The organism is Amycolatopsis sp. NPDC059027, assembly GCF_042739735.1.
Taxonomy (GTDB): Bacteria; Actinomycetota; Actinomycetes; order Mycobacteriales; family Pseudonocardiaceae; genus Amycolatopsis.
On sequence record NZ_JBHYIK010000002.1, the window covers coordinates 17,641 to 43,805 of the forward strand.

Sequence of the window (26,165 nt, forward strand, 5' to 3'; positions counted from 1 at the left end):
GCCAAGATCCCGTTATTCACAACCCCTTAGCCACCCGCCCGCCGCCCCCCCGCCCGCGGGGCCCCCGCCCCCCCGGCACCTGCGGCGGGGGGCCACGGCTTTACTCACGTAATCACGCGAGTTCTCCGTTCACGCACGCGAGACCTCTGTACATGCACGCGAAACCTCCGGCGGATCACGACGCCGGGGAATGCTGTCAAGGCCACCTTACGGGCATCAGATGCCCGTAAGGTGGCCTTGACGGAACGGAACCGCAGTGTCCTTATTGGACTGTAAGGGTGAAGGTGGTGGTGGCGGTCTTTCCGGTGGAGTCCTTCGCGGTGATGGTGATCGGGTAGGTGCCGGGCTGGAACGGGGCACCCGCCTGCATCTGCGAGCTGCCCCCGCTGGACACGGTGACGGGGCTGAAGAACGGCGCGAACGGCAGTCCGGAACCGGAGGCCGACAGCGTGATCGTGCCGGTCCCGCCGGAGGCGGTCACCGTGGCCGTGGCGAAGAATCCGGGCCGCACGGTGCCGCTGCCGGGATTCACGCTCACCTTCAGGTCACCGGCGGGTGGTTCTCCCTTGCCCACGACCAGTTTCAGCGTCGCCGTACTCGTGTCGGTCGTGCCCTTGCCGGAGATCGTGACCGCGTACTCCTTCTCCGGCGTACCTGAAGCGGTTTCGATGGTCACCTTGGCCGTGTCGCCGGAGTTGATCGTCGACGGCTGGAACGTCGCCTTCGCGCCCTCGGGCAGGCCCGACGCGCTCAGTTCGACCTTCTCCGCGCCGTTCTTACCCGCCTTGCTGGTCACCGTCGCCGACACGTACTTGCCGGGATCGACCTTCACCGAACCCGGCGTCACGCCGACCGTGAACTTGTCCTGATCCGGTACCGAGCCGATCTGCTCCTTGACCCAGTCACCCATGTCGTTGTTGAGCCGGCCGTAGACGCTGTACCACTTGAAATCGCTGCGGCTCCACGACGCGACCCCGGTCACCTTGCCGTCCACGATCAGCGGGCCGCCGCTGTCCCCTGGCAGGATCGTGACGTGGCCGTCGCTGTAGCCACTGCAGATCATCGTGGCGTCCTGGAACCCCGCCCCGACACCCTGGCAGTTGCTGCCCGCCACGATCGGCAGGCTGAACTTGTGCAGCGTGACGTCCTTGGTGTCGTCGTTGAAGTCCTTCTTGCCGTAGCCGAGCCCGAGCCCGTTCTTGCCCGGTTTGTTCAGGTCGGTGTCCGCGGACGTCGCGACCTTCGCGTACTGCCCGCCTGGCACCGGGATGTCGGCGTCGGTGGTCACCACGGCGACGTCGTAACCCTGATCGAAGTTGACGTACTTCGGGTGGGTTTCGTAGCTGACGACGCCGATCCGCGTGCCGCCGCCCGCGTTGAGGTCGTCAAGGCCGTAGAGGAAGGTCTTCTTGCCCTCGGCGGCCTTGCAGTGCGCGGCGATGAGGATCTTGCGCGGGGCCACGACCGATCCCGTGCAGGTCTCACCCTGCGGCCGTGGCCCGCCCTCGCGCAGCCCGGCGATGATGAACGGGTAGTCCTTGACCGACGCCGGTGTCCCGCCGATGGACGAGGGCTGGACGTCGCCGCCGGGGACGGTGGTGCCGCCCAGCGGCGCCACCGCGGGCGGGTTCCCCGGCGCGGCGGTCGCCACGTTCGGCCACGGCGTGGTGAGGACGGCGAGGCCGACGGCGAAACAGCCCAGTATGCGGTTTCTTCTGCTCACGACAGCTCCTTCGGTTCGAGTAGCTGCCGTCACTTTCCGGTGACCGCGGGTGGGGTAACAACCCGGGAGCACACCCGTATGGGTACGGAACTATTGCGGCGAAAGGGTTTCCCGCGTCAGCCGAGCGCGCCGAGTACCGTGATGGCCGCGAGGCTGAGGCAGATGCCGAAGTTGACCACCTTGTGGTCGAGGAAGACCGCGACGAACTCGCGGATCGTCGCGCTGGGCCAGAAGTACCACGCCGTCGGCGCGCCGATGACCTGGCCGTCGACCTTCGCCCGCCGGGCGGTGAGCGCGGCACGCAGGACGTGGAAGTTGTTGGTGACCACCACACACCGGTAGCCCGGCCGCAGGCCCGTCATGATCTCGCGGCTGAACGTGAGGTTCTCCCAGGTCGTCCTCGACCGGTCCTCCAGCAGGATCCGCTCGCGGGGCACACCTCGTTCGACGAGGTAGTCGGCCATCGCGTGGGATTCGGGCACGTCCTCGTCGGGGCCCTGACCACCGGACGTCACGAGCAGCGGCTGTCCGCCCCTGGCCACGCCCGCCTCGAAGACCGCGCGGGCGCGGTCGAGCCTGCTCGCCAGCAGCGGCGGCACCTTGGCGCCGATCAGCCCGGAGCCGAGGACGACCACGAAATCGACGGCGCGGCGTTGCCGGATCCGGCCATACACGATGGCGTACAGCAGAAAGCAGACGAACAGGAACGACACGTACGCCAGGATCAGCGTCAGCACCGTCACCGCGACCTTCGCCGGGGTCCACGGGATCCGGTTGATCGCCGCGGTGAACGGGAGGTAGGCGAGGATCCCCGCACCGAGCAGCAGCGAGAGCAGGTTGGCCAGGCGCCTGCCTTCGCGGCGGATCATGGTGACGCCGTTGAAGACCAGGAAGATCGCCAGCGCCAGGATCGCCAGCGGGATCAGCAGGAACCCCGACACGACCACGATCTCCGCGGCCTGGGCCGACACCGAGGCCAGCGAGGCCACCGTGCCGAGCGCGGCGAAGAACAGGGTCATGAACAGGTAGACGCCGTTGCGGAGGCGGCGACGTTCCTTCAGGAAGCTGATCAGGAAGAACAGGAACCACACCGCCGCGATCCCGAAGATGACGTAAGCGATCCTCACGGGCGGGGATTAGACCATACGGTCCAGCGCCGACGAGGGAGAACCCGCCGACGCGCCTGGCTGACGGCGGGTACCGACACACAATGGATTTGACAGGGAAAGGTGCCGCGGTTCATTTCGTGGGCTTGGCGCGCCGCAGCAGGTACCAGGTTATCGCGGCGGGCACGGTCGCGGTGAGCACGGCGCCCAAGGTGATTAATCCCGGCGCGGTCAGCCGCACGCCGATGACCATCACCACGAGGCCGACCGAGAGCAGCACGAGCAGGCCCAGTCCGGCCGCCACCAAGGTGATGAGGTGGATCGGCCGGAACTCGGCGAACCGCCGTGCCATGCGCGGGTTCTCCTCGACGAGGTGTTTCTCGATCTCGTCGAGTTTTCGCTGTTCGTAATCGTGTAGCGCCATGTTCCAGCACCACCTGAATCATCGTGATCCAGCGTTTCGAGGTGGGAACATGATACGACCTCGGCGGCCGGAAAATCTTCTCCAACCCGATGTCCGGTCACGGCCGGATCTCGTGGCGGGTCGGAATTGAATCGGCCGACCCACCGGAAGCGTGCTGAGCAGGCAAGGAGTAGTCACGCCACCTGGCCCGCCGAGATGATGTCGTGACCACGGTGCGGGACCGTCCGGCCGCACCGTGGACGTCGTCTGTCCATTGGGGACGCACCCGGCACGGGCGGACTCCCTCCCGCCCGTGCCTTCCTCGTCAGTGGTGCTGCTTCCCGTCGACCGGGCGGAGCTCGACGCAGCAGCCTGCCCCCGGCGCGAGCGCGGCCTCCACCGTGTGCGCGCCCAGCCCGCTGAGCACCCCGGTCAGGAAGGCGTGGTTGATTCCGCAGACGAGGCCGGGCGCCTTGGCCGCCAAGGGCTGGAACGGGCAGTTGCGCAGCTGGACGCGGTCCGGTGCCGGGCGGCTCGGCTCGAACCCGTACCGGGTGAGCACGGCCTCGGCGAGGGTGAGCGCCCGCTCCGTGCCGAGTCGCCCCGGCCGGGCCAGGTCCCGTTCGAGACTTCCGGCCCGTTCGCCGTGCTCGGCGGCGATCCGCATCGCGGCCGCGCGGGCGGTCTCGTCGCCGGAGTCCGCGAGCACGGCGTCGGCGAGGATGTCGGCGAGGATCTCGTGCCGCCGGGCCGGGATCCCGACCTGGATCTCGGTGTCGGCCGGCCGGTAGAGCTTCGGCTTGCGGCCCACCCGCGCCACGCCGCCGACGGTGTCGTAACCGAACGTGAGCAGGCCGGTGCGGACGAGCTTGTCGAGGTGGAACGCGGCCAGCTTCCGGGAGATCCCGGCCGCTTCCGCCGCCTCGTCGCGCGCGACCGGGCGCCGCGCCTCCCGCACGTAGGTGTACAGACGGCGGCGCAGGTTGTCCTCGAGGGCGGCGACCGCGGTGACAGCGGCGATGTCCAGTGTCTCCCGCGGCCGTTCGGAAGCGGTCACGTACTCAGCGTATCGGCTATCACAGTTGGTCCAACAGCCACATGTCGGGATCGACACTGGTCACTTGACCTTCCGCAACATAACGCCAATACTTTTTGGTGAAACCAGGAGCCGAAAGCCAGGGTGAAGTGATGTCGAGTTCAGCACTGCGGGTCGTGCACCAGCCGGAGGTCGGTCCCGACCTCGAGGCGGCGGAGGCCGCGGCGGCCGAGTTCCTCACCGCCCTCGGCATCCCGCTCGACTCGGAGAGCCTGCGCGGCACCCCGGGCCGGATGGCGCGCGCGTACGCGGAGTTGTTCGCCCCGCGCCCGTTCGACCTGACGACGTTCCCGAACGACGAGCAGTACGACGAGCTCGTGCTGGCCCGCGCGATCCCGGTCCGGTCGGTCTGCGAACACCACCTGCTGCCGTTCGTCGGCGTCGCCCACGTCGGCTACCTGCCCGGCGAGCGCATCCTCGGGCTGTCCAAGCTCGCCAGGATCGTCGAGCACTTCGCCTGCCGCCCGCAGGTGCAGGAGCGGCTGACCAAGCAGGTCGCGGACTGGCTGTGCGAGCACCTGAACCCCAAGGGCGTCGGCGTGGTGATCGAGGCCGAGCACTCCTGCATGACCTTGCGCGGGGTGCAGGCCGTCGGCTCCAGCACCGTGACCTCGACCCTGCTCGGCACGTTGCGCCAGGACGCCCGCTCGCGCCAGGAGTTCTTCGCGCTCACCGGCGTCAACTCCTGAACCGTCCACAAGGGACGGTCTAGGGCGACTGCCGCGAGCCCAGCAGCAACAGGCACAGTACCGCGACGGCGGTGACCACCCCGGCGACGAGCAGCATCGGGTCCAGTGAGGGCGCGGTGGCCGGTGCGGCCTGCTGGACCACGGAAGGCGCCGACGAGGGCGGCGCGGCGGCCGGTTCGGTGGCGGGTGCGGAACTTGCCGACGGCGCGGAGCTGGACGGCTGGACCGACCCCGGCGCGGAAGGCGCGGCAGTCTTCTTCGACGGCACGGGTGCGGCCGGTGCCGGGCGGGGCGGCGGAGCGGGCGCGGCCGTGGTCGGCGCCGCCAGGACGGTGACGGTGGCCCGCATGTCGGGATGCACCGAGCAGTAGTACGAATACGTGCCGGGCTGGGTGAACGTGTAGCTCCAGCTCTGGCCCTGCGACAACTTCGGGCTGCGGAAGGCCACCGGCGCGCTCGTGGTGACGACGTCGTGCGGGGCTTCGTCGTGCTGCATCCAGGTCACGGTGTCACCGGCTCGGACGGTCAGCGCGGCCGGGCCGTACGCGTAGTTCTCCATCATCACCTGCTGGGCCGCGGCGCCGGCGGAGCGGGGCGCCCAGGCCAGGACACCGCAAGCGAGGAGAAGACCGGCGAGGACGATCGCGGTCCGCCTCATCGGACGAACTCCATCGCGATCTCGACGTGCACGCGGCGGCGCGCGAACCGGGCCTTCCGCCGCGTCTTCGGCAGAATTCCCTTGGCCCACAGGATGATCCGCTCGTCGTCGACGTACCGCAGGTCGCCGCGCAGCCGCAGGTCGCGGGTCGTGCCCGGCAGGACGACCCGGCAGACGAGGTCCACGACCCGGTCGGCACCGAGGAGTACCACCGGTGCTTCGACCACGACGTCCGGGTGGTCGGCGGTGGACAGACCGCGCGGTCCTGTCAGGAACCTGCTGAGAAAGGGGACGCCGACCCGCAGCGACGCGGCGTCGAGCACCACGGTCAGCTCGGGCTCGGCGACGTCGAAATGCCCACCCGAGGCGGAGAACCGGCCCCGCAGCACCGGAAAGCGCAGCAGGCGCAGGGAAGTCTCGATCACGCAGCGGTCGCGGCGCAGCGTGTACACCTCTCGGCGCACTCCGTCGGGGAGGAGAGCGGGCAGGACTTCGGTGTCGGGCATCGGCGGGTGCCTCCCGGGCTGGATGGGGATACTGGGCGGGTGGCCCGGCCGAGTGCGTTTCGGCCGGGCCACCCGTTTCGAGCGGGCGAACAGCTGGTCGGGGTCAGCAGGTCGCCTGGTTCAGCAGCGGTGTGAGCACGGATTCGAGCCACACCGTGTGGGTTTTGATGTACTGGTCGAGGTTGAGCAGATCGGTGACCTGCTGGCCGAGCGATTCCTCCAGGTGCGCGCTCTTGAGGTGCGCGACGATCGGCGCCAGCGTGTCGGCGACGACCTTGTCGGCCGACCCGTTCAGCACCGGGGCGAGCACCGTTTCCAGCCACACCGTGTGGGTTTTGATGTACTGGTCGAGGTTGAGCAGGTCCGTGACCTGCTGGCCGGGCGACTCCTCCAGGTGCGCGCTCTTGATGTGGTCGAGGATCGGCTGCAGGACTCCCTTCGGCACGCACGCGCCGCCGCCGGGCGGGGGCGCGGGCATGGTGTGGGTCGGGCTCGACGGCGGCGCGGAGGTCGGCGTGCCGGGAGTGGTGGGTGGCGCCGGTGAGCTGGTCGGCGATCCGGTCACGGTGAGGGTGGCCTTCATGTCCGGGTGGATCGAGCAGTAGTAGGAGTACGTGCCCGCCTTCGTGAAGGTGTGGCTGAAGGTCTGGCCGTTCTGCAGCGTCGGCGAGGTGAACTTCTCCGGGCCGTCGGTGATGACGATGTTGTGCGGCGCGGTGTCGTGGTTGGTCCAGGTCACCGTGTCGCCGACGGCGATGCTGACGTTCGCCGGGGTGAACTTGTAGCCCATGGCCTCGACGGACTTGGCGGGCGCCGCCTGTGCCGCGGGTGCCGCCCCGCCCGCCTGGGCCTGGGACAGGCCCTGGTAGAGCGGAACGGCCATCGGTCCCTGCTTGGCCAGCGCCGCCAGATCGACGTCGGCGCGTCGCGGCGCGGCCTGCTCGGTCTGCCCGCCCCGCAGGGTCGCCAGGCTGAACAGGGCCGCGGCGAGCGCGACGATCGCCACCGCGAACGGCCACCGCCGGGCGCGGGGCGCCGGTGGCGGTGCCTCGGTGGTGATTTCGGGGTTGTCCATCAAGGACTCCTTTCGGATCCGGTCACCGGCCAGGGCTGGCCGTGACGAGGAAGCTCGCCGCGAAGAGGACCACGAGCACGAGCGTGGTCTCGGCGGCGACGGAATAGACGAACGGGCGGACGACGGCGGCGTCGCCACGCAGGACCACGGCGAAGTCGAGACGCCGTGCGACCCAGCTCTTGCTGCCCTGCGCGATCAGCAGCACGACGGCGAGCACGGCCAGTTTCACCAGCAGGATCCGCCCGTAGCTGGTGGTGAAGATACGGCCGACCGGCCCGATGGTCTCCAGAGCCAGCACGACACCCGCGACGATCACCAGGAGCACCGACACCATCGCGAGCTTCGAATAACGGGGGACGACACGGGCGAGTTCGTCGGAGTCCCGGCGTGCCAGCACGCCGAACAACAGCACCGCGAGCCCGCCGATCCAGGCGGAAATCCCCGCCAGGTGGACGAAATCCGCGAGCTGGGTGAGCAGCGGCCGCTTGCTCTCCACCGCGTGGCCGGTGAGCCCGGACGCACGCAGCAGGCCGAGGACGACCGCGCCCGCGCCGACCCGCCAGGCGGTCGTCGTCGCGGCGGCCCGGCCCCGTTGCAGCACCCAGGCGAGCGCGACGCCACCGAGCAGCCACAGCAACGCCTTCGCGAACCAGACCTGTCCGAAGTGGACACCCAGAACCTGGCTGATCAGCTCCCAGCTGAAGAGGTCACCGGCCGGGCGCTGGGCCGACCACGCGCCCTGCAGCCCGATCCCGGCGAGCGTGCCCGCGAAGCCCAGCACCCAGCCGGTGGTCAGAACCCGCCGCGTACCACGGTGTCCGGCTCCCGCGGGCCAGAGCACGGCGAGGAAGAACAGCCCGCCGGCGAAGAGGGTCAGGCCGAAGTAGTCGACGCAGCGGGCGAGGACGTACCACGCCTTGGCCGGGGTCAGGTCCATGGCTCAGTGGCTTTCCGGCGCGGGGATCATGGCGAGTTCGAGGGAGCCGTCCGGGGCCTTGCAGTAGCCCAGCAGCACCGCGCCGAGCCCGTTCGAGCCCGTGACGCCGAGGCCGGTGGTCACCGCGCCGAGTACCGGCAGACCGCCCACGACGTCCAGAACCTGTTGGGGCACACCGGGTTGACACGAGGGGACGTCCGATCCCGGGGGTGGCGGAGGCGGGATCGGGGTGGTCGGCGGCACGGAGGGCGAGGGCGACACGGGATCGGTGGCGGACGGCGGCGCGGGGGAGGGCCGGACCTCGATTCCGCCCGGCATGGTGGGGGATGGTGGCTGCTGCTCCACGGGCGGCAGCACCGGGACGGCGGGCAGCGGCGAGATCGGCACTCCCGTCGGTGGCCCGCCGGAGGGCAGTGGTGGCTCGGTCGGCGACGCCGGTGCCACCGGGTGCCCGCCGTCGGCGAGCGGTGGGGTGGCGGCGGCCGAACCCGGTCGTAAGCCGATCCCGGACGCGTAGCCGACGACGACCACGACGGCCCCGGTCAGGCTCGCCGCGATCAGGTGCTCGCGACGTGGACCTCGCACTGCCACGGTCAGGTCCTCCTCGTGGGAGAGAGCGGTTCCGGAATCGCCTCGCGGACGAAGGGAACCGGGAAAGGGAAGACGTCCTCGTCGACGTCGAAGAAGGCACAATGGCGAAGGAAAAGAAGCCCTTCGGTCGGCGAGAAGAAAACCAGCCGCCAGGTTTCGGGGTGTGTTCCTGACATGAAGACCAGGTAAAGTCGCCCGCCGTCCGGTAATGGTTCGCCGGTGAGATCGGCGGCCGGACGCCGGAAAATCTACGCCGTTCGGGTGACCAGAGGCTGCGCCGAGGGGCTCAGGGGGCTCGGCGGCGAGAAAGATGATCATGCGAGTGAGAATTGCTTAACAGACATCTTTCATTTCTCGCGGCGCCGCGGCGCTAATGTCGGCTGCCTCAGGCGTACCCGATCCGCCGGATTCGGCGCGTACCCGATCGATCGCGAGGAAATCATGATTCTCGATGAACAGCGGTGGCTCGAAGACGCCGGTCACCGGTTCGCCGCGCGCGTGGCCGTCCTGCTGACGGTGGTGGTGCTCGCCTTGCTGCTGTGGACGCCGGGAGCGCACGCGCACAGCGTGCTGGTGTCGAGCACTCCGGCGAAGGGTGCTTCGATCGCGACCTCTCCCGAGCAGGTCGTCCTCGAGTTCAACGAGCCGCTGGAGAAGGGATTCACCGAGCTGACGGTCATCGGCCCCGACGGCGGCACTCACTGGGAAGGCGGTCCGATGTCCATTGTGGACGCCAAGGTGTCGGCACCGGTGCACCCGCTCGGCTCGTCCGGGGCGTACACGATCCACTACCGCGTGATCTCCGCGGACGGACACCCTGTTTCCGGGACCGTCCCGTTCACGCTCACCGTGCCGGGACCGGCGAACGCGGCGCCGGTCACCTCGGCGGCCGCCGCGCCGGTGGCGGCACCTTCGGTGTCCTCAGTGGACAGTGGGGTCCCGCTGTGGCCGTGGATCACCGGTGGGGTGGTACTGCTTCTCGCCGGCTTCGCCGTCGCGCGCCGGATGGCCCGCGCGCCGGCGCGCGCGGGCCGCTGAGGTCAGCGCAGGCGCTGTGCCCGCAGGACGGTGTCGCGGTGGTGCGGGTTGCCCTCGGGCACGTGGGCGCGCTCGCGGGTCTCGTGGACCAGGATCTTCCAGTCGTCATCGAGCAACGCCGCGACCTCGGACGGTTGGTAGAAGTCGCGCGGGTCCGGACCCTGCCCGCCGTTGTGCTCGTGGTGCTCCAAAGCGCCGTCGAAGTCGTGGCCGACGAAGAGCAGGGTCCCGCCCGGTGCCACCGCGGCCAGCAGGCCACGCACGGCGCTTTCCTTCCGGATGGGGAAGTAGTGCGCGGAAACGAGGTCGAACGAAGCCGCGGGCGGGGAGGACACCGCGAGGTCGGTGCGGACCCAAGCGACGTTCTCACCGCCGTGCGCGGCGGCCCGTTCGAGGGCCACCTGCGAGACGTCGATCGCGGTCACCCGCCAGCCCTTTTCGGCCAGCCACCGCGCGTCGGCACCTTCGCCGCAGCCGACGTCGAGTGCCTGCCCCGGTGTCAGGCCGGCGACCTCGGCCACCAGCGTGCCGTTCGTGGCCCCGCTCCAGAGCGAGTCCTGCTCCCGGTACCGGCCGTCCCAGAATTCCGCGTTCACGTAGTTTTCTTCGCTCACAGTGCGTTCCGCCGTTCGGTCAGTGCGTTCTGGACATCTTCGGAGATGAGGTCGGCGTTGATGGCGCCTGCCGCGGTGGCACCGGCCGCCGCCGACGCGAGGACCTGCAGCCGCGGGTCGGTGACATTGCCCGCGGCCCACACGCCCGGCACCGAAGTCCGGCCGTCGGGGTCGGCGGCGAGGTAGGTGCCCATGCCCGTGGGATGCGGCGCCGGTTCCAGCCCGAGCGGTGCGAGGAATCCGGCACGCGCGGTGAACCGCGGCGCGATTACCAGCGCGCTCAGCGGGATCGCCATGCCGCTCGACAGCCGTACGCCGCTGAGCCGGTCGTCGGTGACGGTCACGGCCGTCACCTCGTCCGGCACGACCGGGATCTCCAGCGCGGTGAGCTGCTCCAGTTCGTCGTCGGCGGGTTTCGCGGCGGTGTGCAGCAGGAACGTCACGTCCGCCGACCACTGCCGGAACAGCAGGGCCTGGTGCATGGCCATCGGCCCCGTGGCGAGGACGCCGATCGGCTGGTCGCGGACCTCCCAGCCGTGGCAGTACGGGCAGTGCAGCACGTCCCGGCCCCAGCGCTCGGCGAGCCCGTGGATCCGCGGCAGTTCGTCGGTCAGCCCGGTCGCGACGAGCAGGCGTCGCGCGTCCACTGTGGACCCGTCGTCGAGTTCGACGGTGAACTCCCCGGAGGCCCCGGCCACCGACACGACCTGCCCGGTGACGATCTCGCCGTCGTATCCCTCGACCTCCCGTCGCCCGATCTCCAGCAGCTCGCCCGGCGGCATCCCGTCGCGGGAGAGGAATCCGTGCATGTGCTCGGCGGGCGCGTTGCGCGGCTGCCCGCCGTCCACCACCAGCACCGAGCGCCGCGCCCTGCCCAGCATCAGCGCGGCGCCGAGTCCCGCACCGCCGCCCCCGGCGATGACCACGTCGTAGCGGCCCCGTGTCTTGGTCATGGTGACCACCTCCGCGATCCACCATGCGGGAGACTTCGCCAAGTTGACAAACTTCTTTGCCGAAACTGCAATAAGGGGATGAGCGACGACTTCGAAGAGGTGCTCACCGCGGTCGGGCCTCGCCTGCGTGAGCTGCGCAAACGTGCCGAACTGACGCTGACGGACCTGGCGGAGGCGACCGGCGTCTCGGTCAGCACGCTGTCCCGGCTCGAGTCCGGCAGCCGCAGGCCGAGCCTGGAACTGCTGCTCCCGCTGGCGAAGGCCTACGGCGTCCCGCTCGACGAGCTGGTCGACGCCCCGTCCACCGGCGATCCCCGCGTCTATCCTCGCCCGTTCAAGCGGCACGGGATGACCATCATCCCGCTGACCCGCAGGCCCGGCGGGGTCCAGTCGTTCAAGCACATCATCCCGGCGGGGCCCGACCGCCGGGAGCCGGATCCGCGGACGCACGAGGGTTACGAATGGCTGTACGTCCTCAATGGACAGCTGCGGCTGGTCCTCGGCAAGCACGATTTCGTGCTGCGCGCGGGCGAGGTCGCCGAGTTCGACACCCGGGAGCCGCACTGGTTCGGCAAGGTGGACGAGCGGCCGGTGGAGTTCCTCAGCCTGTTCGGGCCGCAGGGCGAGCGGATGCACGTCCGCGCCCGGCATCGCCGGGACTGAGGCGGTTCAGGTGGCGTCGGGATCGACCGGCGGGCGCTCGCCGGGCCGCAGTGGCGTGGGCGGCGGGGCGACCGGTGTGCCGTTCGCCACGGGCTGGGCCGCCGCGGGGGCGGGCTCGTCGAGCAGGTAGCTGGTGACGACCGTCTTCGGGTTGAACTCGCGGAGGCTCTGGAGGTCCTGCAGGGGCTTGCGGAGCTGGTCGAACTCCGGGCCGAGCTCGGACTTGAGCTGCTCCTGCGCGCCGCTGGCATACGCGCGGACCTTGCGGATCGACTGGCCGAGCCACTGGAGCGCGCCCGGCAGCCGCTCGGGGCCGAGGATGAACAGCCCGGCCACTACCAGGACCAGGATGTGCTCGATGCTGAGGCCGAACACGCTTCACCTCCGGACCCATTCGTCGGATTTCGCCCGGTTACGCGGAAAACACGCCCGTGCGCCTCCCCGATCCTACCGGCGAACGGTGAACGACCGGGGGGCTCCGGATGCCGGATCGGTCACCGGGTGCCGCTTCTCAACGGGACGCTGTCCTCGCCCCAGGTGTTCACGATCGGGTGCCAATCCTGTGCTCTGGGTGAGATGAAGCGGTGATCTCCGTGCGCTATCACCTGCGTGCTACGTCGAATGGGGGTGTGTGTTCCGCCATTTGAGGGTAGTCAGACGGACACGGAACGCCTACTTTACTGGCAAGTAGAGAATCCGCTGAGTCCTGAGGACGCTGCGTCACGTCACGAACGTGAGGAGGCGGGATGGCGACCGACTTCGACCGTGCCGGTGAGCACCGGCGCGAGGAACTCGGCGGGCTGCTGGAACAGGGCCCGTTCAACGTCGCGTTGCGCGCGGCGATCGTTGCCAGGGGGCTCAGCCTCGACCGCATCCAGGACCGGCTTGCCCGCAAGGGTGTCCAGGTCAGCCTCGCCACGCTGAGTTACTGGCAGTCGGGCCAGCGCCGCCCGGAGCGGCCGACGTCGTTGCGGGCGCTGGAACATCTCGAGAACGTGCTGGAGGTCCCGCCGAACTCGCTGCGGAACCTGCTCGGCCCGCCGAGCCCGCGTGGCAGGCGCGGCGGCAGCCTGCCGGGGCTGGCCGATCTATGGCCGGCGAAACCCGAGGTGGCCGGGCTGCTCGGGGATGTGCCGACCACCCCGGACCGTTCGCTGCGCAGGCTCACCCTGCACGACCGGGTGCTGGTCGGTCCGGACGGACGGGAACGGGCCGTGCGGTGCACCCAGGTCATGCGCGCCGACTGCGGTGGCCCCGACCGCGCGCTGCTCGTCTACGACTGGGACGGGAGCGCCGGCGAGGAGCCGGTCGTGACCGGGCTGCGGAACTGCACCCTCGGCAAGGTGGTGACCAGCGAGGTCAGCAGCCTTTTCGCCGCCGAGCTGCTGTTCGAACGTCCGCTGACCAAGGGCGAGCACGTCCTGATCGAGTTCGAGGTGCACAACCCGCGCCGGGAACACGCCGAACCGGCGACCACCGAGGCCTACTTCCGCCGGTTCCGCCGCTCGGTGCGGGAATACCTGCTCGAGGTCTGCTTCGACCCGGCCGCGGTGCCCCGCCGCTGCCAGCACTTCACGTCACCGCCGGGGGACACCTCGGCGGAGACCGCGCAACTGCTCAAGCTCGGGCTGTCCGATTCGGTGCTGGCGCTCGGCCGCGACGTCGGCCCCGGCCACTTCGGCATCCGCTGGTACTACTGAGTTTCGTGGACTCCGGTGTCGCGAACGACGCGTACGGGACGTTGAGCGTCGCCAACGCGTCGTTCGCGACGTCGTCCTTTGTAGACCGATGTCCGGCGAAGGGAACATCCGTGGCGTCCAGCGCTCTGAAGGCCCCTTCAGAGCGATCCGGGAATCACCGCACGGAGCGCACCGGGGCGATCGCGGCCGCGCCGGCGAGCGCGCACACCGCGGCGAGCAGGTAGAGCGGTGAGTACCCGCCGAGCTCGGCGATCACCACGCCCGCGATGGCCGGGGCGAGCGCTTGCGGGGCGGTGTTGGCGAGGTTGACGACGCCGAGGTCGCGCGCGTGCGCGTGGGCCGCGGGCAGCACCTGGGTGATGAGCGCGTTGTCCACGGCAAGGTAGACGCCGTAGCCCACGCCCATCAGCGCGGCCGCGAACAGCGCGGCGGAGAACGTGTGCGCCAGCGAAAGCACCACCATCGCGGCGGCGACCACGGCCGAGGAGACCACGACGAACGGTTTCCGCAGCCCGCTGCGGTCCGACCATCGCCCCGCGACGACGCTGGTGAGCAGGATCCCGGCGGTGTAGACGACGATCAGCAGGAACACCGCCCGCGCCGGGTCCTCGTGGTGGACGACGTCGCGCAGGTAGTACAGCAGGTACAGCGTGCCGACGGCGTTGGCGAGCTGGATGCCGAGGCGGCAGCCGAAGGCCCAGCCGAGGTCGTGGGTGAATTTCGGCGGCCCGGCGGGACCGCGCTCGATTCGCGGCGTGTCCGTCGGCAGGAGCACGAAGGGGACGATGAGGACTAGCAGCAGTCCCGCCAGCAGGCAGTACCCGGAGACCCGGCCGGTCACCACCGAACTCACCAGAAAACTGCCCAGTATCAACGAAAGCGGTAGCGGAAGCCCGACAAACGCCGACACCACACCCCGTTGGCGCACCGGCACGAGATCGGGCACGGACGCGGTGAGCGCGGCGTACATCGCGTTCGTTCCCGCCTGCACCACGCACCAGGTCAGTGCCACGCCGAGGATCGTGTGCTGCAGGCCGAGCAGGACGAGCCCGGCGGCGCACACCAGGCCACTGCCCAGCACCCACGGCCGCCGCCTGCCGAACCGCGAGGCCGTGCGGTCCGACAGCGCGCCCGCGACCGGGCACACCACCATGGAGAGCACCGCCGCGACAGCGGTGATCCAGCCGAGGTTCGCCACCTTGCGCGCCGGGTCGATCGCCTCGATCTGCAGCGGCAGCAGCACCTGGATCGGCGTCAGCACCGCGATCGACATCCCGAGCGTCGCGGCCGACAGCGCGGCGATCCACCCGGGACGGACCGCCGCCGTCGGCTCGGTCACGACGCCGGTCATCGGATCTTCACCCACGCGGTGCCGTTACGGTCGCCGAGTCGCAAGGAGAAGGCCAGACGCCCCTCCCGGTCGGCCAGGACCGTGCCGGGCCGGGTGCCCGAAGGGTCTTCGACATGGACGGTGTAGCGCAGGCCCGGTTCGTACCAGGCCGCCGTGCGCACCCGTGCCGTCCCGCTGCCGGCGAGGGCGAAACCTTCTCTGTCCACATGAGACAACACGGCGAACTCCCGGTGGGAACGGGAGAAACTCACCGACCAGTCCCATACGGAGAACTCGGGCTCGGCCGAGGTGTAGGAGAACGGGTCCGGAGTGGACGGTGGATCGGCGAGGGCCTCGGCCAGCAAGGGGACCGTCGCGCGGAGATCGTCTATCCACTGTGGCCAGTCGTGGACGCCGCGCCGGTGGTGCCAGTGGTGGCCGATGCCCAGCGTGGTGAGTTTCCGGTGCATCCGCACCGACTGGTGGTACACGATCGCCTCCACCGGGTCGGGGCGGCGGTGGTCCCGGTCGGCGGGCACGCCGTTGCCGGTGCGCACGGCCAGCGTCATGCCCCGCAGGTTTTCCGCCAGGTCCCACGGGTTGTGCGCGCGCCAGCGGGCCGCGCGGGTGAGCCGGTCGCCCCAGATCGCCCCGAACCCGCCGCCGTCCCGCCGCGCCGCGATCTCGGTGATCCACGAGTACCGGTTCGTGTCGAGCACCCCGGAGAAGCTCGCCGCCGCCACGAACAGATCCGGATGCCTTGCCGCATAGGAGAACGCGCCGAACCCGCCCATGGAAAGACCGGCCGCCGCCCGTCCTTCGCGACGCGCGATCGTGCGGAACGTGGCGTCGACCCAGGGCAGCAGTTCGCCGAGGTGATAGGTCTCCCAGCGGGGCTTGCCGAGACGGCCGGGCTTCTCCCAGTCCGAGTAGAAACCGTTACGGGCGTCCGGCATCACGACGATCAGCGGGAACTTCTCCGTCGTTTCGGCGGCCTTGCCCTTGTCGGTCCACGAGCGGTAGTCGTCGTCCCCGCCGTGCAGCAGATAGAGCACCGGGAACCGCCGACGGGTGTCCACTGTGTACTCGGTAGGGAAGAGGATGCGCAGGCTGGTCCGGCCGCCGACCGCCGTCGAGTCCACTGTGTACTCGACGAGCCGCGATCCCAGTGCCTGCCGGGAAACGACGGCCAGCCCGGTCCGCGTGGGTGCGGCCGTCACCGGTGCGTGGCCAGGCGTTCGGTGCGCACGGCCGCGCGGCGGACCTTGCCCGCGTCGTCCCGCAGCGGCTCGTCCACTCGCTCGAAAACCCGGGGTAGCTTGTACGGCGCCAGCCGGGACCTGAGATGTTCCAGCAGTGCCACCTCGTCGAGCGGTCCGTCGGTCTGCACCACGGCGTGCACGATGTTGCCGTAGTCCTCGTCGGGAAGCCCGATCACACAGCTGGACAGCACCGACGGATGCTCGTCGAGCGCCGCCTCGACCTCGGCGGGGAACACGTTCGCGCCGCCGACAAGGATCATGTCCGGTTTGCGGTCGGCGAGGTAGAGATAGCCGTCGGCGTCGAACCGGCCGACGTCGCCCTGGGATTCCCAGCCGCCGGGCAGACTCGTCGGGGTATCACCGAGATACCGGTATGTCGCGGGCGCGCCGGGCGCGGACCGCATCCAGATTTCCCCGGTCTCGCCGGTCGGGACGTCGCGATGTTCGTCGTCGAGTACGCGGATTTCGCCGGCCGCGACCTTGCCGACGCTACCCGGGTGGGCCAGCCATTCCTCGCCGGTGATCAGCGTGCCCGCCTGCGCCTCGGTGCTCGCGTACAGCTCGTGCAGCCGTTGCGGGCCGATCCAGTCGATCCACGCCTGCTTCAGCCAGACCGGGCACGGTGCCGCGCCGTGCAGCACGACCCGCAGGCTCGACAGGTCGGCCGCGTCCCGCTCGGCCTCGGGCAGCCGCCACATCCGGTGCATCATCGTCGGCACCAGGAAAACCCAGTCCACACGGTACTTTTCGATGGCCCGCACGGCTTCCGCCGCGTCGAACCTGGGCAGCACCACGACGTGGTTGCCGGTGAACAGCGCCGACGCGGACATCATGAACGGCGCGTTGTGATACAGCGGCCCGGCAGCGAGATGCACGCCGTCCGGCGTCATCCCGAACAACGCCGCCACTCCGGCCAGGACGTCGGCGTATGCGGCTTCCCCGGCGACGATGATCTTCGGACGGCCGGTGCTGCCGCCGGAGGCGGGCGCCTTCCACGGACCGGGTTCGACGGCGGGGAGCGGTTCGTGGTTCTCCGGCGGGGTGAACCCCGGCGGCACGTGTTGCCGTCCCGCCACCTCGGGCCCGACGACGAGCGCTGGATCGGCGAGCGCGAGCACCGCTTCCAGCTCGGCGGCCGGGAACCGGTAGGACAGCGGCTGCGGGGTGGCGCCGAGCTTCCACGTCGCGAGCGCGGCGAGGACGAACTCGATCCCGTTGGGTAGTGCGATGGTCACCAGCGAGCCCGCGCCGACCCCGAGATCCGCGTACGCGTGCGCGAGCGCGGTGCTGCGCAGGTCGAGTTCCCGGCGGCTCAGCGTCCGGCCCCCGCAGGTGAGCGCGGCGCGGTCGGGGGCGGCAGCGGTGAGGTCGGCGAGGCGGGCGGCCAGGGTCGTACGGTCCATATGGTCAAACTCCCCATCATCGCGTCGTGTCCTCCCGCCGATGATCGTCAGAATGGGATTTTGTGACAATGAAGCCCGGGCAACGTTGTACTCGAGGCGCGTCTCCGTCCCCGTTCGCTGGAGGTTTCCACCATGACGGCTCCCGCACTGGACGAGCTGCTCGGCGATCCCGCGCGGCTCGACGCGATCGTCGACCGGCTCGTCGCCCGTATTCGCGAGGCGGTGCCCGAGTACGCCGCCGTCACCGACGAGGCACTGCGGTCGGGGAACCGGCGTATCGTCGCCACGGCGTTGGCGCACCTGCGCGAGCACCGCCTGCCCGACACGGCCGAACTGCGGGAAATCACCGAGATCGGGGTCGCGCGGGCGAGACAGGGTGTCAGCCTGGCCGCGGTACTCGCCGCCTACCGCGCCGCGGGCGAGACCTGCTGGGACCTGATCGAGGCGCGGGCGCGGGAACACGGCGCCGACGACGCGGCATTGCTCGTCACGCTGGGACTGGTGTGGCGCTGGTTGGACGTCGTCACGGTCGCGGCGGCGACGGCGCATCACGAGGTCCAGCTGCGGGTCGCGCGGGAGGACGAACAGCGGATCGGCGACTCCCTGCGCGCGCTGCTCGCGCCGACGACGTCCCCGGCGTCGAGCCGCGGGCACCTCGCCGGCCTCGGCCTCGACCCGGACGGCAGGTACGCGGCGGTGCGGGGCAGGCTGGCGCCGGGCGTCACGGTGTCCGTGCTGCGGGAGTCGGTGCCCTCGGGGGTGGTGCTGGCCGCGGTCGGCAGGGAGGACGTGGCGGGCGTGCTCGGTGCCGGGGTGTCGCTGGAGACCTCGCTCGGCACGTTCGGGATCGGGCCGGTGGTGGCGCCCGAGGAGCTGCACCTGTCCGCGCGCTCGGCGGGCCGGGCGCTGGCGGCGGCGTTCCGGCTCGGCATGGGCGGGGCCCACGAACTCGCGACACTGCGGCTCGCAGCGGTCGCCTCCGCCGACGAGGAGCTGACCGCCATCCTCGCCGAGCGGCTGCTGGAACCCTTGCGGGACAAGGGACGTTACGGTATGGACATCTGGAGTTCGGTCGTCGGCTACCTTGAGCACGGACTGCGGATCGACGAGGCCGCCGCCGCGTCCCCGGTGCACCCCAACACCTTGCGGCGCAGGCTCGCCCACTTCGCCGAGTTCACCGGTGCGGATCTGCGCGACCCGGCCGACATCGCCGAGCTGTGGTGGCTCGTCCGGCTGGGCCGCACCCCGGCGCACTGACCCGCACGGGTGGGTGAGAGCCGGACCACAGCGCGTGATATTCACAGTTTCACAGTCCGCGTACTTGCTGGTGAAAGACCTGGCAGAGCGCGGTAAACGGAGTGCGCCGGTCACCAGGATGGGTACTCCCGTACCGATCCGGGCGAGGAAACTTCCCGCTCGCAAGGTGCTGGCTGGTTGCTTGCCGCCGCACGCACCTGGTGAGCTGTGGCCTGTACGGGCGTCCCATTCTTGCAGTGCTTCTCCGCCAATGCTTTCCGAGCTCCCCGAGGTACTCCCATGAGTCTGCGGCTGGCCAACAAGAACGAGACCGGTGCCGGGCCCACGAGGGTGCGGCGGCGCTGGCTCCTGCCCGCGATCATCGCGCTCGCGTGGCTGGCGTTCGGCGTGCTCGGCGGGAGTTTCCCCGGGCTGCTCTCGGAGGTGCAGAAGAACGACGGCGCTTCGTTCCTGCCCGCCGGTGCCGAAGCGACCGAGGTCGCCCATCTCCAGGAACGCTTCGCCGGCGGCAAGATCCAACCCGCGCTGATCGTGTACAGCCGGGACACCGGGATCACCGAGGCCGACCGGGCCGCGATCGCGCGCTCGGCGACGGCCGTCGGAAAGCTCGGCGGGCTCACGGGCCCGGTCAGCCCGCCGATCGACTCCGACGACAGGAAAGCCGTCCAGCTCGTCGTTCCCGTGTCCGGTGTGGACGGTTTCGCGGCCGGGGAGACCGTCCGGGAGATGCGGGACGTCGTCCACGCCACGACGCCGCTGGGGCTGTCGGCCGCGATCACCGGGCCAGGCGGGTTCAACGCCGACTTCAGTGAGGTGTTCGGCGGCATCGACGGGAAACTCCTGGTCATCACCGCGATCGCCGTCGTCGCGATCCTCGTGCTGGTCTACCGCAGCCCGTTGCTGCCCATCGTCGTGCTGGCCAGTGCCGGGCTCGCGCTGATCGCCGCGTCGGCGGTGGTCTATCCGCTGGCCAAGCACGGTGCGCTGACGCTCAACGGACAGACCCAGGGCATCCTGTTCATCCTGGTTTTCGGCGCCTCGACCGATTACGCCCTTCTTCTGGTGGCGCGATATCGGGAGGAACTGGCCCGCAGAGACAACGCGCGTTCCGCGGTCGTGGTGGCACTGCGGGCTTCGGCGGAGTCCATTGTGGCCTCCGCGGGAACCGTGGTGCTCGGCCTGCTCTGCATGCTGTTCAGCGAACTGACCTCGAACCGTGGCCTCGGCCCGGTGGCCGCGATCGGCATCGCCGCTTCCTTGCTGACGTCGCTGACCTTCCTGCCCGCGATGCTCGCGTTGCTGGGCCGCGCCGCCTTCTGGCCCGTGCGGCCCGCGGCCGGTGCGCGACACGGGCTGTGGTCGCGGATCGGGGCGCTGGTCGGCCGTCGCTACCGGTGGGTGTGGGCGGGGACGGCAGTGGTGCTCGCCGCGCTCGCCGCCTTCGCGCCGACCCTGAAATCCGACGGGGTGAGCCAGGCCGACGTCTTCCTCACCAAGGTCGAGGCGGTAACCGGCCAGGACACGCTCGCCGAGCACTTCCCCGGCGGGGCGGGCAATCCGGTGGTGATCGTGGCCAGGCAGGAGGCGGCCGACCGGGTCGCCAAGGCCGTGGGCGCGGTGCCCGGGGTGGACGGCGGCGCGCGGGTGAGCCTCGATCCCGCGACGGGGCGGCCGAAGGTGCTCGACGGGCTGGTCGAGATCGACGCGACGCTGCACGACCCGGCGGATTCCGCCGCCGCGATGTCCACAGTGGACAAAGTGCGGGACGTGGCAGGCGCGGTGCCCGGCGCGGAGGCGAAGGTCGGCGGTCAGACGGCGATCCAGCAGGAGATCCGCGACGCCGCCGAGCGGGACCGCGGGGTGATCATCCCGATCGTGCTGCTGGTCATCTTCGGCGTGCTGGCCCTGCTGCTGCGCTCGCTGCTGGCGCCGCTCATGCTCATCGCGACGGTCGTGCTCTCCTTCGCCGCGACGCTGGGTGTCGGCGCGCTCGTGTTCAACCACGTGCTGGACTTCCCCGGCTCGGACCCGTCCGTGCCGCTCTACGCGTTCGTCTTCCTGGTGGCACTGGGCATCGACTACAACATCTTCCTGATGACCCGCGTCCGCGAGGAGGCGTTCAACGACGGCACCCGGGCGGGCACGCTCGAGGCGCTCGCCGTCACCGGCGGCGTGATCACCTCGGCAGGCGTGGTGCTCGCCGCGACGTTCGCCGCGCTCTCGGTGCTGCCGATCCTCTTCATGGCGCAGATCGCGTTCCTGGTCGCCTTCGGTGTCCTGCTCGACACCCTGCTCGTGCGGTCACTGCTGGTTCCCGCCCTCACCGTCCACATCGGACGTCGAGTGTGGTGGCCCGGCAGGCTCCGGCACGGGGCGGCCTGAGCGGATCCGGACCGCGACCACCGCACCGGCGATGACGACCACGGCCGCGACCGCCGCCGTCGCGGCGAACCCGGAAAGGAAGGCGAAATGCGCCTTGCCGGGATCGGCGCCGACGGGCACCAGACCTTGGGTGACCGCTTCGTCCGGGAGGACTTCCTTGGCACGCCACGACATCACCACACCGAGCACGACGATCCCGGCCACGCCACCGAGCTGGGTGGCCACCTGTTGCAGCGCGGAGGCCAGGCCCGACATGGCGACCGGCGAACCGCCGATGATCACCTGGGTCGAGGCGATCAGCGCGATCCCGGTGCCGAGGCCGAGCACCAGCGACGCGGGCAGTGCGTCGGTCCAGCCGGTGTCCACGTCGAGCAGCGTGAAGCCCAGCATGCCGACCGAGACCAGCACGAATCCCCAGATCGCGGGGCGGCGCGGGCCGAACCTCGCGGCGAGCGCGCCGCCCAGCGGGGCGCTGAGCACGACCACCACGGTCACCGGGAGCAGCCACAGTCCCGCGGCGATCGGGTCGAGGCCGCGCACGTTCTGCAGGTACAGCGTCAGGAAGAACAGGAGGCCGAACAATGAGAAATAGCTCAGCACCGTGAGCACGGCACCGATGGCGACGCCGGGCGCGCGCAGCAGGGAGGTCACCCGGAGGCGGCCGCCCGCCGAGCGCGATTCGGCCACGGTGGCCAGCGTCAGCAGCGTGGTGAGTCCCGCGATCGGCGCGTTGACCAGGAACACCGCCTGCCAGCCCGACCACTGCACCAGCAGGCCCGCCACGATGGGCCCGGCCGCGATCGACGCCGCGGACGCCCCGCCCCAGACACCGAGCGCCAGCTCCAGCCGGTGTGGCGGGAAGGCCATCCGCAGCAGCGCGAGCGCCGCGGGCTGCAGCATCGCGCCGCAGATCCCCTGCAACGCGCGGAGCGCGATCAGCATGGCCACCGTCGAGGCCATGGTGATGAGCACGGACACCGCGCCGAACCCGATGACCCCGGTGAGGAACACCGCCCGCCTGCCGTACCGGTCGGCGATCCGGCCGGCGGGGAACAACGCCAGCGCCAGTGCCAGCAGGTACGCGGTGGTGATCCACTGCAGGCCGGACAGCGACGCGCCGGTGTCCTTGCCGATCTCGGGTCCCGCGATCGTGAGTGCCGTGCCGTCGAGGCCGACCATGGCCCCGCCGAGCGAAACCGCCAGCAGTGTCCACCCGGGGTTTCGCGAGAATCCCACCTTCTGGGAGGAGTCAGAATATGTCATGAAACGACCTTCCCGGTACCGGCGATGAGGGTGCCAGAAGCGGAAACGCGTGTTCGGTGTCCGTTTCGGGCCCGCCTTGTTCCCACGATAGCGGCGACCGCTTTGCGGGCAAACAGGGAGACCGGAGAAAATGTATACGGACGATGAAATCGAGGTAACCGCCGAAACGTCGCCGTCGCCGAACCGGATCGACCTGGCGCTCCGCTCGCGCGCGCTCGACAGAACCACCTCGGCGTTATTGCTGACGCCGCGTGGCTGGTCCCCGGATTCCCGGCGGACGTGGCCGGTGCTCTATTTGCTGCACGGCGGTGACGACGGGCCGGAATGCTGGCTGACGCGGACCGATATCGCGCGGCGGGCGTTCGACGACGACGTCCTCGTCGTGCTGCCGGACGGTGGCAGGGCCGGCTTCTACACGCGCTGGCGCGCACCCGACCAGTTCGGCACGACCCCGGACTGGCCGCGGTTTCACTTGGTGGAGCTGAGAAATCTCGTCGAACGGTGGTATCGCGGGAATGCGGTGCGCGCGGTCGCCGGGGTGTCGATGGGCGGATACGGCGCCCTCGTCTACGCCGCCGGGAACCCCGGCCTGTTCGCGGCCGCGGCCTCCTACAGCGGCATGGTGCACACCACCAGGCCCGGGACGCCGCTGCTGCTCCGGCGTTATCTGCACACCGTCGGCGAGCGGATGGACGCGATGTGGGGCAGCCGCTGGCTCGGCCGCGATCGCTGGCTGCGCAACGATCCCTACCACCTGGCCGACGGTCTGGTCGGCACTCCCGTCTATCTCGCGGCGGGGGACGGGAACCGCGTGCGAGGTGATCCGCCCGCGCCGGGGGACCGGCTGCTGGAACGGATAGTCGGCCCGGCGAGCCACGATCTGGCGCGGCGCCTGGCGTCGCTCAGCTGGCCCGCGACAACGAGTTTCGGCCAGGGGACCCATGATTGGCCGTCGTGGCAACGAGAATTGACGCGGTCCTGGCCCTTTCTGCTGGACGCGCTGCGGTCGCCAGGCCCGTGACGGACAACGGATCGACGCGGCGCGTCCGGGGCGCCCGCGGCTGTCGATCAGTGCTGCCCGAAACCGCGTTCGGGTATCGTTAATAATGAATGTTCGCCGTCTCGAATACCGCGACTGTGAATACTGTGAAAAAGCACCTACGGTCGTCTGGATTTCCTTGCGGTGCACTGGAGAACCCGCATTTCCGGTGCAGGTGGCCCGGCTCACAACAGTTGCGCTCTTGCGTGAGTAAAAGTGCGGCCGGTAACGTCCCTGCCGCCTTGCAATGTCGCTTGCACACACAGGCTGTGAACTGGCAGATCGGCGTGTAGTCGGGGCCGCCGCACGCGGTTCGCCGCTTTCACATCCGGAAAGTCCGCTCGTCCGGCCATGCCGGGCGGATTCGAAGAACGCACAAGGTGGGAGCGTCATGTCCAACCAGGAAATCGATTTCGTGGCCGAATTCAGCCCGCTGACCGCCGCGCTGGCGGCCCGCCGGGACTCCGACCGGCCCGCCTTCACGTTCGTCGACTACGGCGACGAGCGGGACGGGGTGGAGACGACGCTGACCTGGGCGGAGCTGGACCGGCGCGCCCGCGCCGTCGCGGCGAGGCTGAACCAGGTCACCGAGGCGGGTGAGCGGGTCGCCGTGCTGTGCCCGCAGAACCTGGACTACGTCGTCGGCTTCTTCGGCGCGCTGTACGCGGGTGTGATCGCGGTGCCGCTGTTCGCACCGGAGGTGAGCGCGCACGGCGAACGCCTCGTGGGAGCGCTGGCCGACAGCGACCCCGAAGTGTGGCTCACCTCCAGCTCGGCCGTGCCCAGCATCAAGGAGCTGATGAACGCGCATCCGGTGCCCCAGCCGAAACAGCTCATCGCGGTGGACACTGTGGACAGTGCGCTCGCCGACGGGTTCGAGGCCCCCGCCGTCGAACCGGACCAGCCCGCGTACCTGCAGTACACCTCGGGCTCGACCCGCCGCCCCGCCGGCGCGGTGATCACCCACCGGGCGATCTCGGCGAACGTCCGTCAGGTGGTGGCGGGCTTCGGCGTCGGCGAGGACAGCACCTGCGCGGGCTGGCTGCCGTTCTTCCACGACATGGGCCTGATCCAGCTCGTCGCGCTGCCGGCGCACACGGGGGCGCACTCGGTGTTCACCACTCCGTTCGCGTTCACCCGCCGCCCGGTGCGCTGGCTGAAGCTGATGAGCGGGCGCAACGACGTGATCACCGCCGCGCCCAACTTCGCCTTCGAGTACACCGCCGCGAAACTGTCCAAATCGGACGGCGCGGCGGAGCTGGACCTGTCCGGCGTGCGCTCGGCGATCAACGGCAGCGAGCCCGTCCGCGCGGAGACCATCGCGGGATTCCTCGACGCGGCGGGCCCGCTCGGCTTCCGCGCCGAGGCGCACCGGCCCTCCTACGGTCTGGCCGAGGCGACAGTGTTCGTCAGCACCACGCCCCAGCGCCCGCCGCGGGTGGCGATCCTCGACCGCGCGGAACTCGGTGCGGGACGGGCGGTTCCGGTGCCCGAGGGCGACGACCGCGCGCTGCGGCTCGTCTCGGCCGGGGTTCCGGTCGGCCAGCAGGTCCGCATCGCCGACCCTGCCATCGGTGCGCCGAGGATCGACGGCGAGGTCGGGGAGATCTGGATCCACGGTGCCAATGTCGCGGACGGATATTGGCGCCAGCCGGAGCGTTCGGCGGAGACTTTCGACGGGCACCTCAAGGGCGCGACGCCGGAAGGGGGCTGGCTGCGCACCGGCGATCTCGGCGTGTTCCTCGACGGCGAGCTGTACATCACCGGCAGGCTCAAGGACCTGATCATCATCGACGGCAAGAACCACTACCCGCAGGACATCGAGGCCACCGCCCAGGAAGCGCATCCCGTGCTGCGGCGGGACCGGCTCGCGGTGTTCAGCGTGACCCACGACGGCCGCGAGGCGCCGGTGGTGGTCGCCGAGTACTCCAACCACGTGGACGCCGGGGAACTCGACACCGGTGAGGTCGAACGCGCGGTGCGCGCGGCCGTCGCCAAGCACCACGACCTCCGGCTGCACGCCTTCGTCCTCGTCCGGCCGGGCTCCGTCCTGCGCACGTCGAGCGGCAAGATCGCCCGCTCGGCCACCCGGGCCCGTTACCTGAAGGGAGAGCTCGCATGACCAGAGCTCAGCTACGCCACTGGCTGGCGGGACGCCTCGCCGAGATCTGCGGGCTCCCGGTGTCCGATGTGGACGTCGACCGCCCGCTGCGCGAGTACGGCCTCACCTCCCGCGACGCGGTCACGCTGACCGGTGAGCTGGAGGACGAACTGGACCGGGAGCTGCCGACCCAGCTGCTGTGGCAGCACCCCACGATCACCGCGCTGGCGGCCGCGCTGGTGCCGGAACCCGAAGGGGAGACGTGGGGGGGCAACGACGCCGGGGGGGGGGGGGGGGGCGACGCCCCCCCCCGAGGGGTGGGCCGGGTAGTGGTTGGGGACCCCGGGGTTGATGGGGGGCCGTTAAACCACCCCCA

25 protein-coding genes are annotated in these 26,165 nt (G+C 70.3%); 9 read left to right on the forward strand and 16 right to left on the reverse strand.

Annotated elements, in window-relative coordinates; genetic code table 11:
• Positions 1-262 precede the first annotated feature (262 nt).
• The 4 genes from ACFWY9_RS01495 to ACFWY9_RS01510 all read right to left on the reverse strand — a co-directional run bounded on the left by ACFWY9_RS01495 (position 263) and on the right by ACFWY9_RS01510 (position 4,289).
• Positions 263-1,723 carry a trypsin-like serine protease gene (locus ACFWY9_RS01495; protein WP_378337890.1) on the reverse strand — a complete coding sequence of 487 codons (1,461 nt, stop codon included), beginning with the start codon at positions 1,721-1,723 and terminating at the stop codon, positions 263-265.
• Positions 1,724-1,839: 116 nt separating this feature from the next.
• Positions 1,840-2,850, reverse strand: coding sequence for a YdcF family protein (locus ACFWY9_RS01500; RefSeq protein WP_378337891.1), 1,011 nt, complete (start codon positions 2,848-2,850; stop codon positions 1,840-1,842).
• Between the two features lie 112 nt (positions 2,851-2,962).
• Positions 2,963-3,253, reverse strand: coding sequence for a DUF3040 domain-containing protein (locus ACFWY9_RS01505; protein ID WP_378329944.1), 291 nt, complete (start codon positions 3,251-3,253; stop codon positions 2,963-2,965).
• 304 nt (positions 3,254-3,557) lie between these two features.
• Positions 3,558-4,289: a helix-turn-helix transcriptional regulator gene (locus ACFWY9_RS01510; RefSeq protein WP_378329943.1), complete on the reverse strand. Its 732-nt coding sequence runs from the start codon at positions 4,287-4,289 to the stop codon at positions 3,558-3,560.
• 131 nt (positions 4,290-4,420) lie between these two features.
• Between ACFWY9_RS01510 and folE the strand changes: the two genes are divergently transcribed.
• Positions 4,421-5,017: a GTP cyclohydrolase I FolE gene (gene folE, locus ACFWY9_RS01515; RefSeq protein WP_378329942.1), complete on the forward strand. Its 597-nt coding sequence runs from the start codon at positions 4,421-4,423 to the stop codon at positions 5,015-5,017.
• A gap of 19 nt (positions 5,018-5,036) precedes the next feature.
• Here folE and ACFWY9_RS01520 read toward each other — a convergent pair whose 3' ends face one another.
• From ACFWY9_RS01520 to ACFWY9_RS01540, 5 genes are all read right to left on the reverse strand, one after another.
• Positions 5,037-5,675, reverse strand: coding sequence for a cupredoxin family copper-binding protein (locus ACFWY9_RS01520; protein ID WP_378337892.1), 639 nt, complete (start codon positions 5,673-5,675; stop codon positions 5,037-5,039).
• Positions 5,672-6,181: a hypothetical protein gene (locus ACFWY9_RS01525; protein ID WP_378329940.1), complete on the reverse strand. Its 510-nt coding sequence runs from the start codon at positions 6,179-6,181 to the stop codon at positions 5,672-5,674. Before ACFWY9_RS01525 ends, ACFWY9_RS01520 begins: the two co-directional genes overlap by 4 nt.
• A 103-nt stretch (positions 6,182-6,284) precedes the next feature.
• The gene (locus tag ACFWY9_RS01530; protein ID WP_378329939.1) at positions 6,285-7,256 is read right to left on the reverse strand and encodes a plastocyanin/azurin family copper-binding protein; all 972 of its coding nucleotides are present in this window, start codon (positions 7,254-7,256) and stop codon (positions 6,285-6,287) included.
• A gap of 22 nt (positions 7,257-7,278) precedes the next feature.
• A complete protein-coding gene (locus ACFWY9_RS01535; protein WP_378329938.1) occupies positions 7,279-8,193 on the reverse strand; it encodes a copper resistance D family protein in 915 nt (304 codons plus the stop codon).
• Between the two features lie 3 nt (positions 8,194-8,196).
• A complete protein-coding gene (locus ACFWY9_RS01540; RefSeq protein WP_378329937.1) occupies positions 8,197-8,784 on the reverse strand; it encodes a hypothetical protein in 588 nt (195 codons plus the stop codon).
• Between the two features lie 441 nt (positions 8,785-9,225).
• On the opposite strand from ACFWY9_RS01540, the gene ACFWY9_RS01545 reads away from it, so the two are divergent.
• Positions 9,226-9,822, forward strand: coding sequence for a copper resistance protein CopC (locus tag ACFWY9_RS01545; RefSeq protein ID WP_378337893.1), 597 nt, complete (start codon positions 9,226-9,228; stop codon positions 9,820-9,822).
• Positions 9,823-9,824: 2 nt separating this feature from the next.
• Here ACFWY9_RS01545 and ACFWY9_RS01550 read toward each other — a convergent pair whose 3' ends face one another.
• Both ACFWY9_RS01550 and ACFWY9_RS01555 read right to left on the reverse strand, forming a co-directional pair.
• The gene (locus tag ACFWY9_RS01550; protein ID WP_378329935.1) at positions 9,825-10,436 is read right to left on the reverse strand and encodes a class I SAM-dependent methyltransferase; all 612 of its coding nucleotides are present in this window, start codon (positions 10,434-10,436) and stop codon (positions 9,825-9,827) included.
• Positions 10,433-11,389 carry an NAD(P)/FAD-dependent oxidoreductase gene (locus ACFWY9_RS01555; protein ID WP_378329934.1) on the reverse strand — a complete coding sequence of 319 codons (957 nt, stop codon included), beginning with the start codon at positions 11,387-11,389 and terminating at the stop codon, positions 10,433-10,435. The genes ACFWY9_RS01550 and ACFWY9_RS01555 overlap by 4 nt, the downstream gene beginning before the upstream one ends.
• A gap of 78 nt (positions 11,390-11,467) precedes the next feature.
• Between ACFWY9_RS01555 and ACFWY9_RS01560 the strand changes: the two genes are divergently transcribed.
• Entirely contained in the window at positions 11,468-12,052 is a 585-nt protein-coding gene (locus ACFWY9_RS01560; protein WP_378329933.1) for a helix-turn-helix domain-containing protein, read from the forward strand.
• 6 nt (positions 12,053-12,058) lie between these two features.
• Here the strand turns inward: ACFWY9_RS01560 and ACFWY9_RS01565 are convergent, their stop codons facing one another.
• A complete protein-coding gene (locus ACFWY9_RS01565) occupies positions 12,059-12,427 on the reverse strand; it encodes a twin-arginine translocase TatA/TatE family subunit (protein WP_378337894.1) in 369 nt (122 codons plus the stop codon).
• A 371-nt stretch (positions 12,428-12,798) separates the two neighbouring features.
• On the opposite strand from ACFWY9_RS01565, the gene ACFWY9_RS01570 reads away from it, so the two are divergent.
• The gene (locus ACFWY9_RS01570) at positions 12,799-13,752 is read left to right on the forward strand and encodes a helix-turn-helix domain-containing protein (RefSeq protein WP_378329931.1); all 954 of its coding nucleotides are present in this window, start codon (positions 12,799-12,801) and stop codon (positions 13,750-13,752) included.
• A 154-nt stretch (positions 13,753-13,906) separates the two neighbouring features.
• Here ACFWY9_RS01570 and ACFWY9_RS01575 read toward each other — a convergent pair whose 3' ends face one another.
• From ACFWY9_RS01575 to ACFWY9_RS01585, 3 genes are read right to left on the reverse strand one after another with little or no spacing between them, the layout of a single operon-like run.
• Positions 13,907-15,118 (reverse strand): MFS transporter, encoded by a 1,212-nt coding sequence (locus ACFWY9_RS01575; protein WP_378337895.1) that lies wholly within the window; start codon positions 15,116-15,118, stop codon positions 13,907-13,909.
• The gene (locus tag ACFWY9_RS01580; RefSeq protein WP_378337896.1) at positions 15,100-16,302 is read right to left on the reverse strand and encodes an alpha/beta hydrolase; all 1,203 of its coding nucleotides are present in this window, start codon (positions 16,300-16,302) and stop codon (positions 15,100-15,102) included. Before ACFWY9_RS01580 ends, ACFWY9_RS01575 begins: the two co-directional genes overlap by 19 nt.
• On the reverse strand, positions 16,299-17,747 hold the full coding sequence (locus ACFWY9_RS01585) for an AMP-binding protein (RefSeq protein WP_378337897.1): 1,449 nt from the start codon (positions 17,745-17,747) through the stop codon (positions 16,299-16,301). Before ACFWY9_RS01585 ends, ACFWY9_RS01580 begins: the two co-directional genes overlap by 4 nt.
• A gap of 132 nt (positions 17,748-17,879) precedes the next feature.
• Here ACFWY9_RS01585 and ACFWY9_RS01590 point away from each other — a divergent pair, with 132 nt between their 5' ends.
• Both ACFWY9_RS01590 and ACFWY9_RS01595 read left to right on the forward strand, forming a co-directional pair.
• The gene (locus tag ACFWY9_RS01590) at positions 17,880-19,004 is read left to right on the forward strand and encodes a PucR family transcriptional regulator (RefSeq protein WP_378329927.1); all 1,125 of its coding nucleotides are present in this window, start codon (positions 17,880-17,882) and stop codon (positions 19,002-19,004) included.
• A 279-nt stretch (positions 19,005-19,283) separates the two neighbouring features.
• Positions 19,284-21,386 carry an MMPL family transporter gene (locus ACFWY9_RS01595; RefSeq protein ID WP_378337898.1) on the forward strand — a complete coding sequence of 701 codons (2,103 nt, stop codon included), beginning with the start codon at positions 19,284-19,286 and terminating at the stop codon, positions 21,384-21,386.
• On the opposite strand, the gene ACFWY9_RS01600 is transcribed toward ACFWY9_RS01595, so the two are convergent.
• Positions 21,306-22,649 (reverse strand): MFS transporter, encoded by a 1,344-nt coding sequence (locus tag ACFWY9_RS01600; RefSeq protein WP_378337899.1) that lies wholly within the window; start codon positions 22,647-22,649, stop codon positions 21,306-21,308. The genes ACFWY9_RS01595 and ACFWY9_RS01600 overlap by 81 nt on opposite strands.
• A 130-nt stretch (positions 22,650-22,779) precedes the next feature.
• On the opposite strand from ACFWY9_RS01600, the gene ACFWY9_RS01605 reads away from it, so the two are divergent.
• The 3 genes from ACFWY9_RS01605 to ACFWY9_RS01615 all read left to right on the forward strand — a co-directional run.
• Entirely contained in the window at positions 22,780-23,670 is an 891-nt protein-coding gene (locus tag ACFWY9_RS01605; RefSeq protein ID WP_378329924.1) for an alpha/beta hydrolase, read from the forward strand.
• A 409-nt stretch (positions 23,671-24,079) separates the two neighbouring features.
• The gene (locus tag ACFWY9_RS01610; protein ID WP_378337900.1) at positions 24,080-25,810 is read left to right on the forward strand and encodes a fatty acyl-AMP ligase; all 1,731 of its coding nucleotides are present in this window, start codon (positions 24,080-24,082) and stop codon (positions 25,808-25,810) included.
• On the forward strand, positions 25,807-26,165 hold a 359-nt coding region (locus tag ACFWY9_RS01615; protein WP_378337901.1), incomplete at its 3' end, for an acyl carrier protein. The genes ACFWY9_RS01610 and ACFWY9_RS01615, both read left to right, overlap by 4 nt.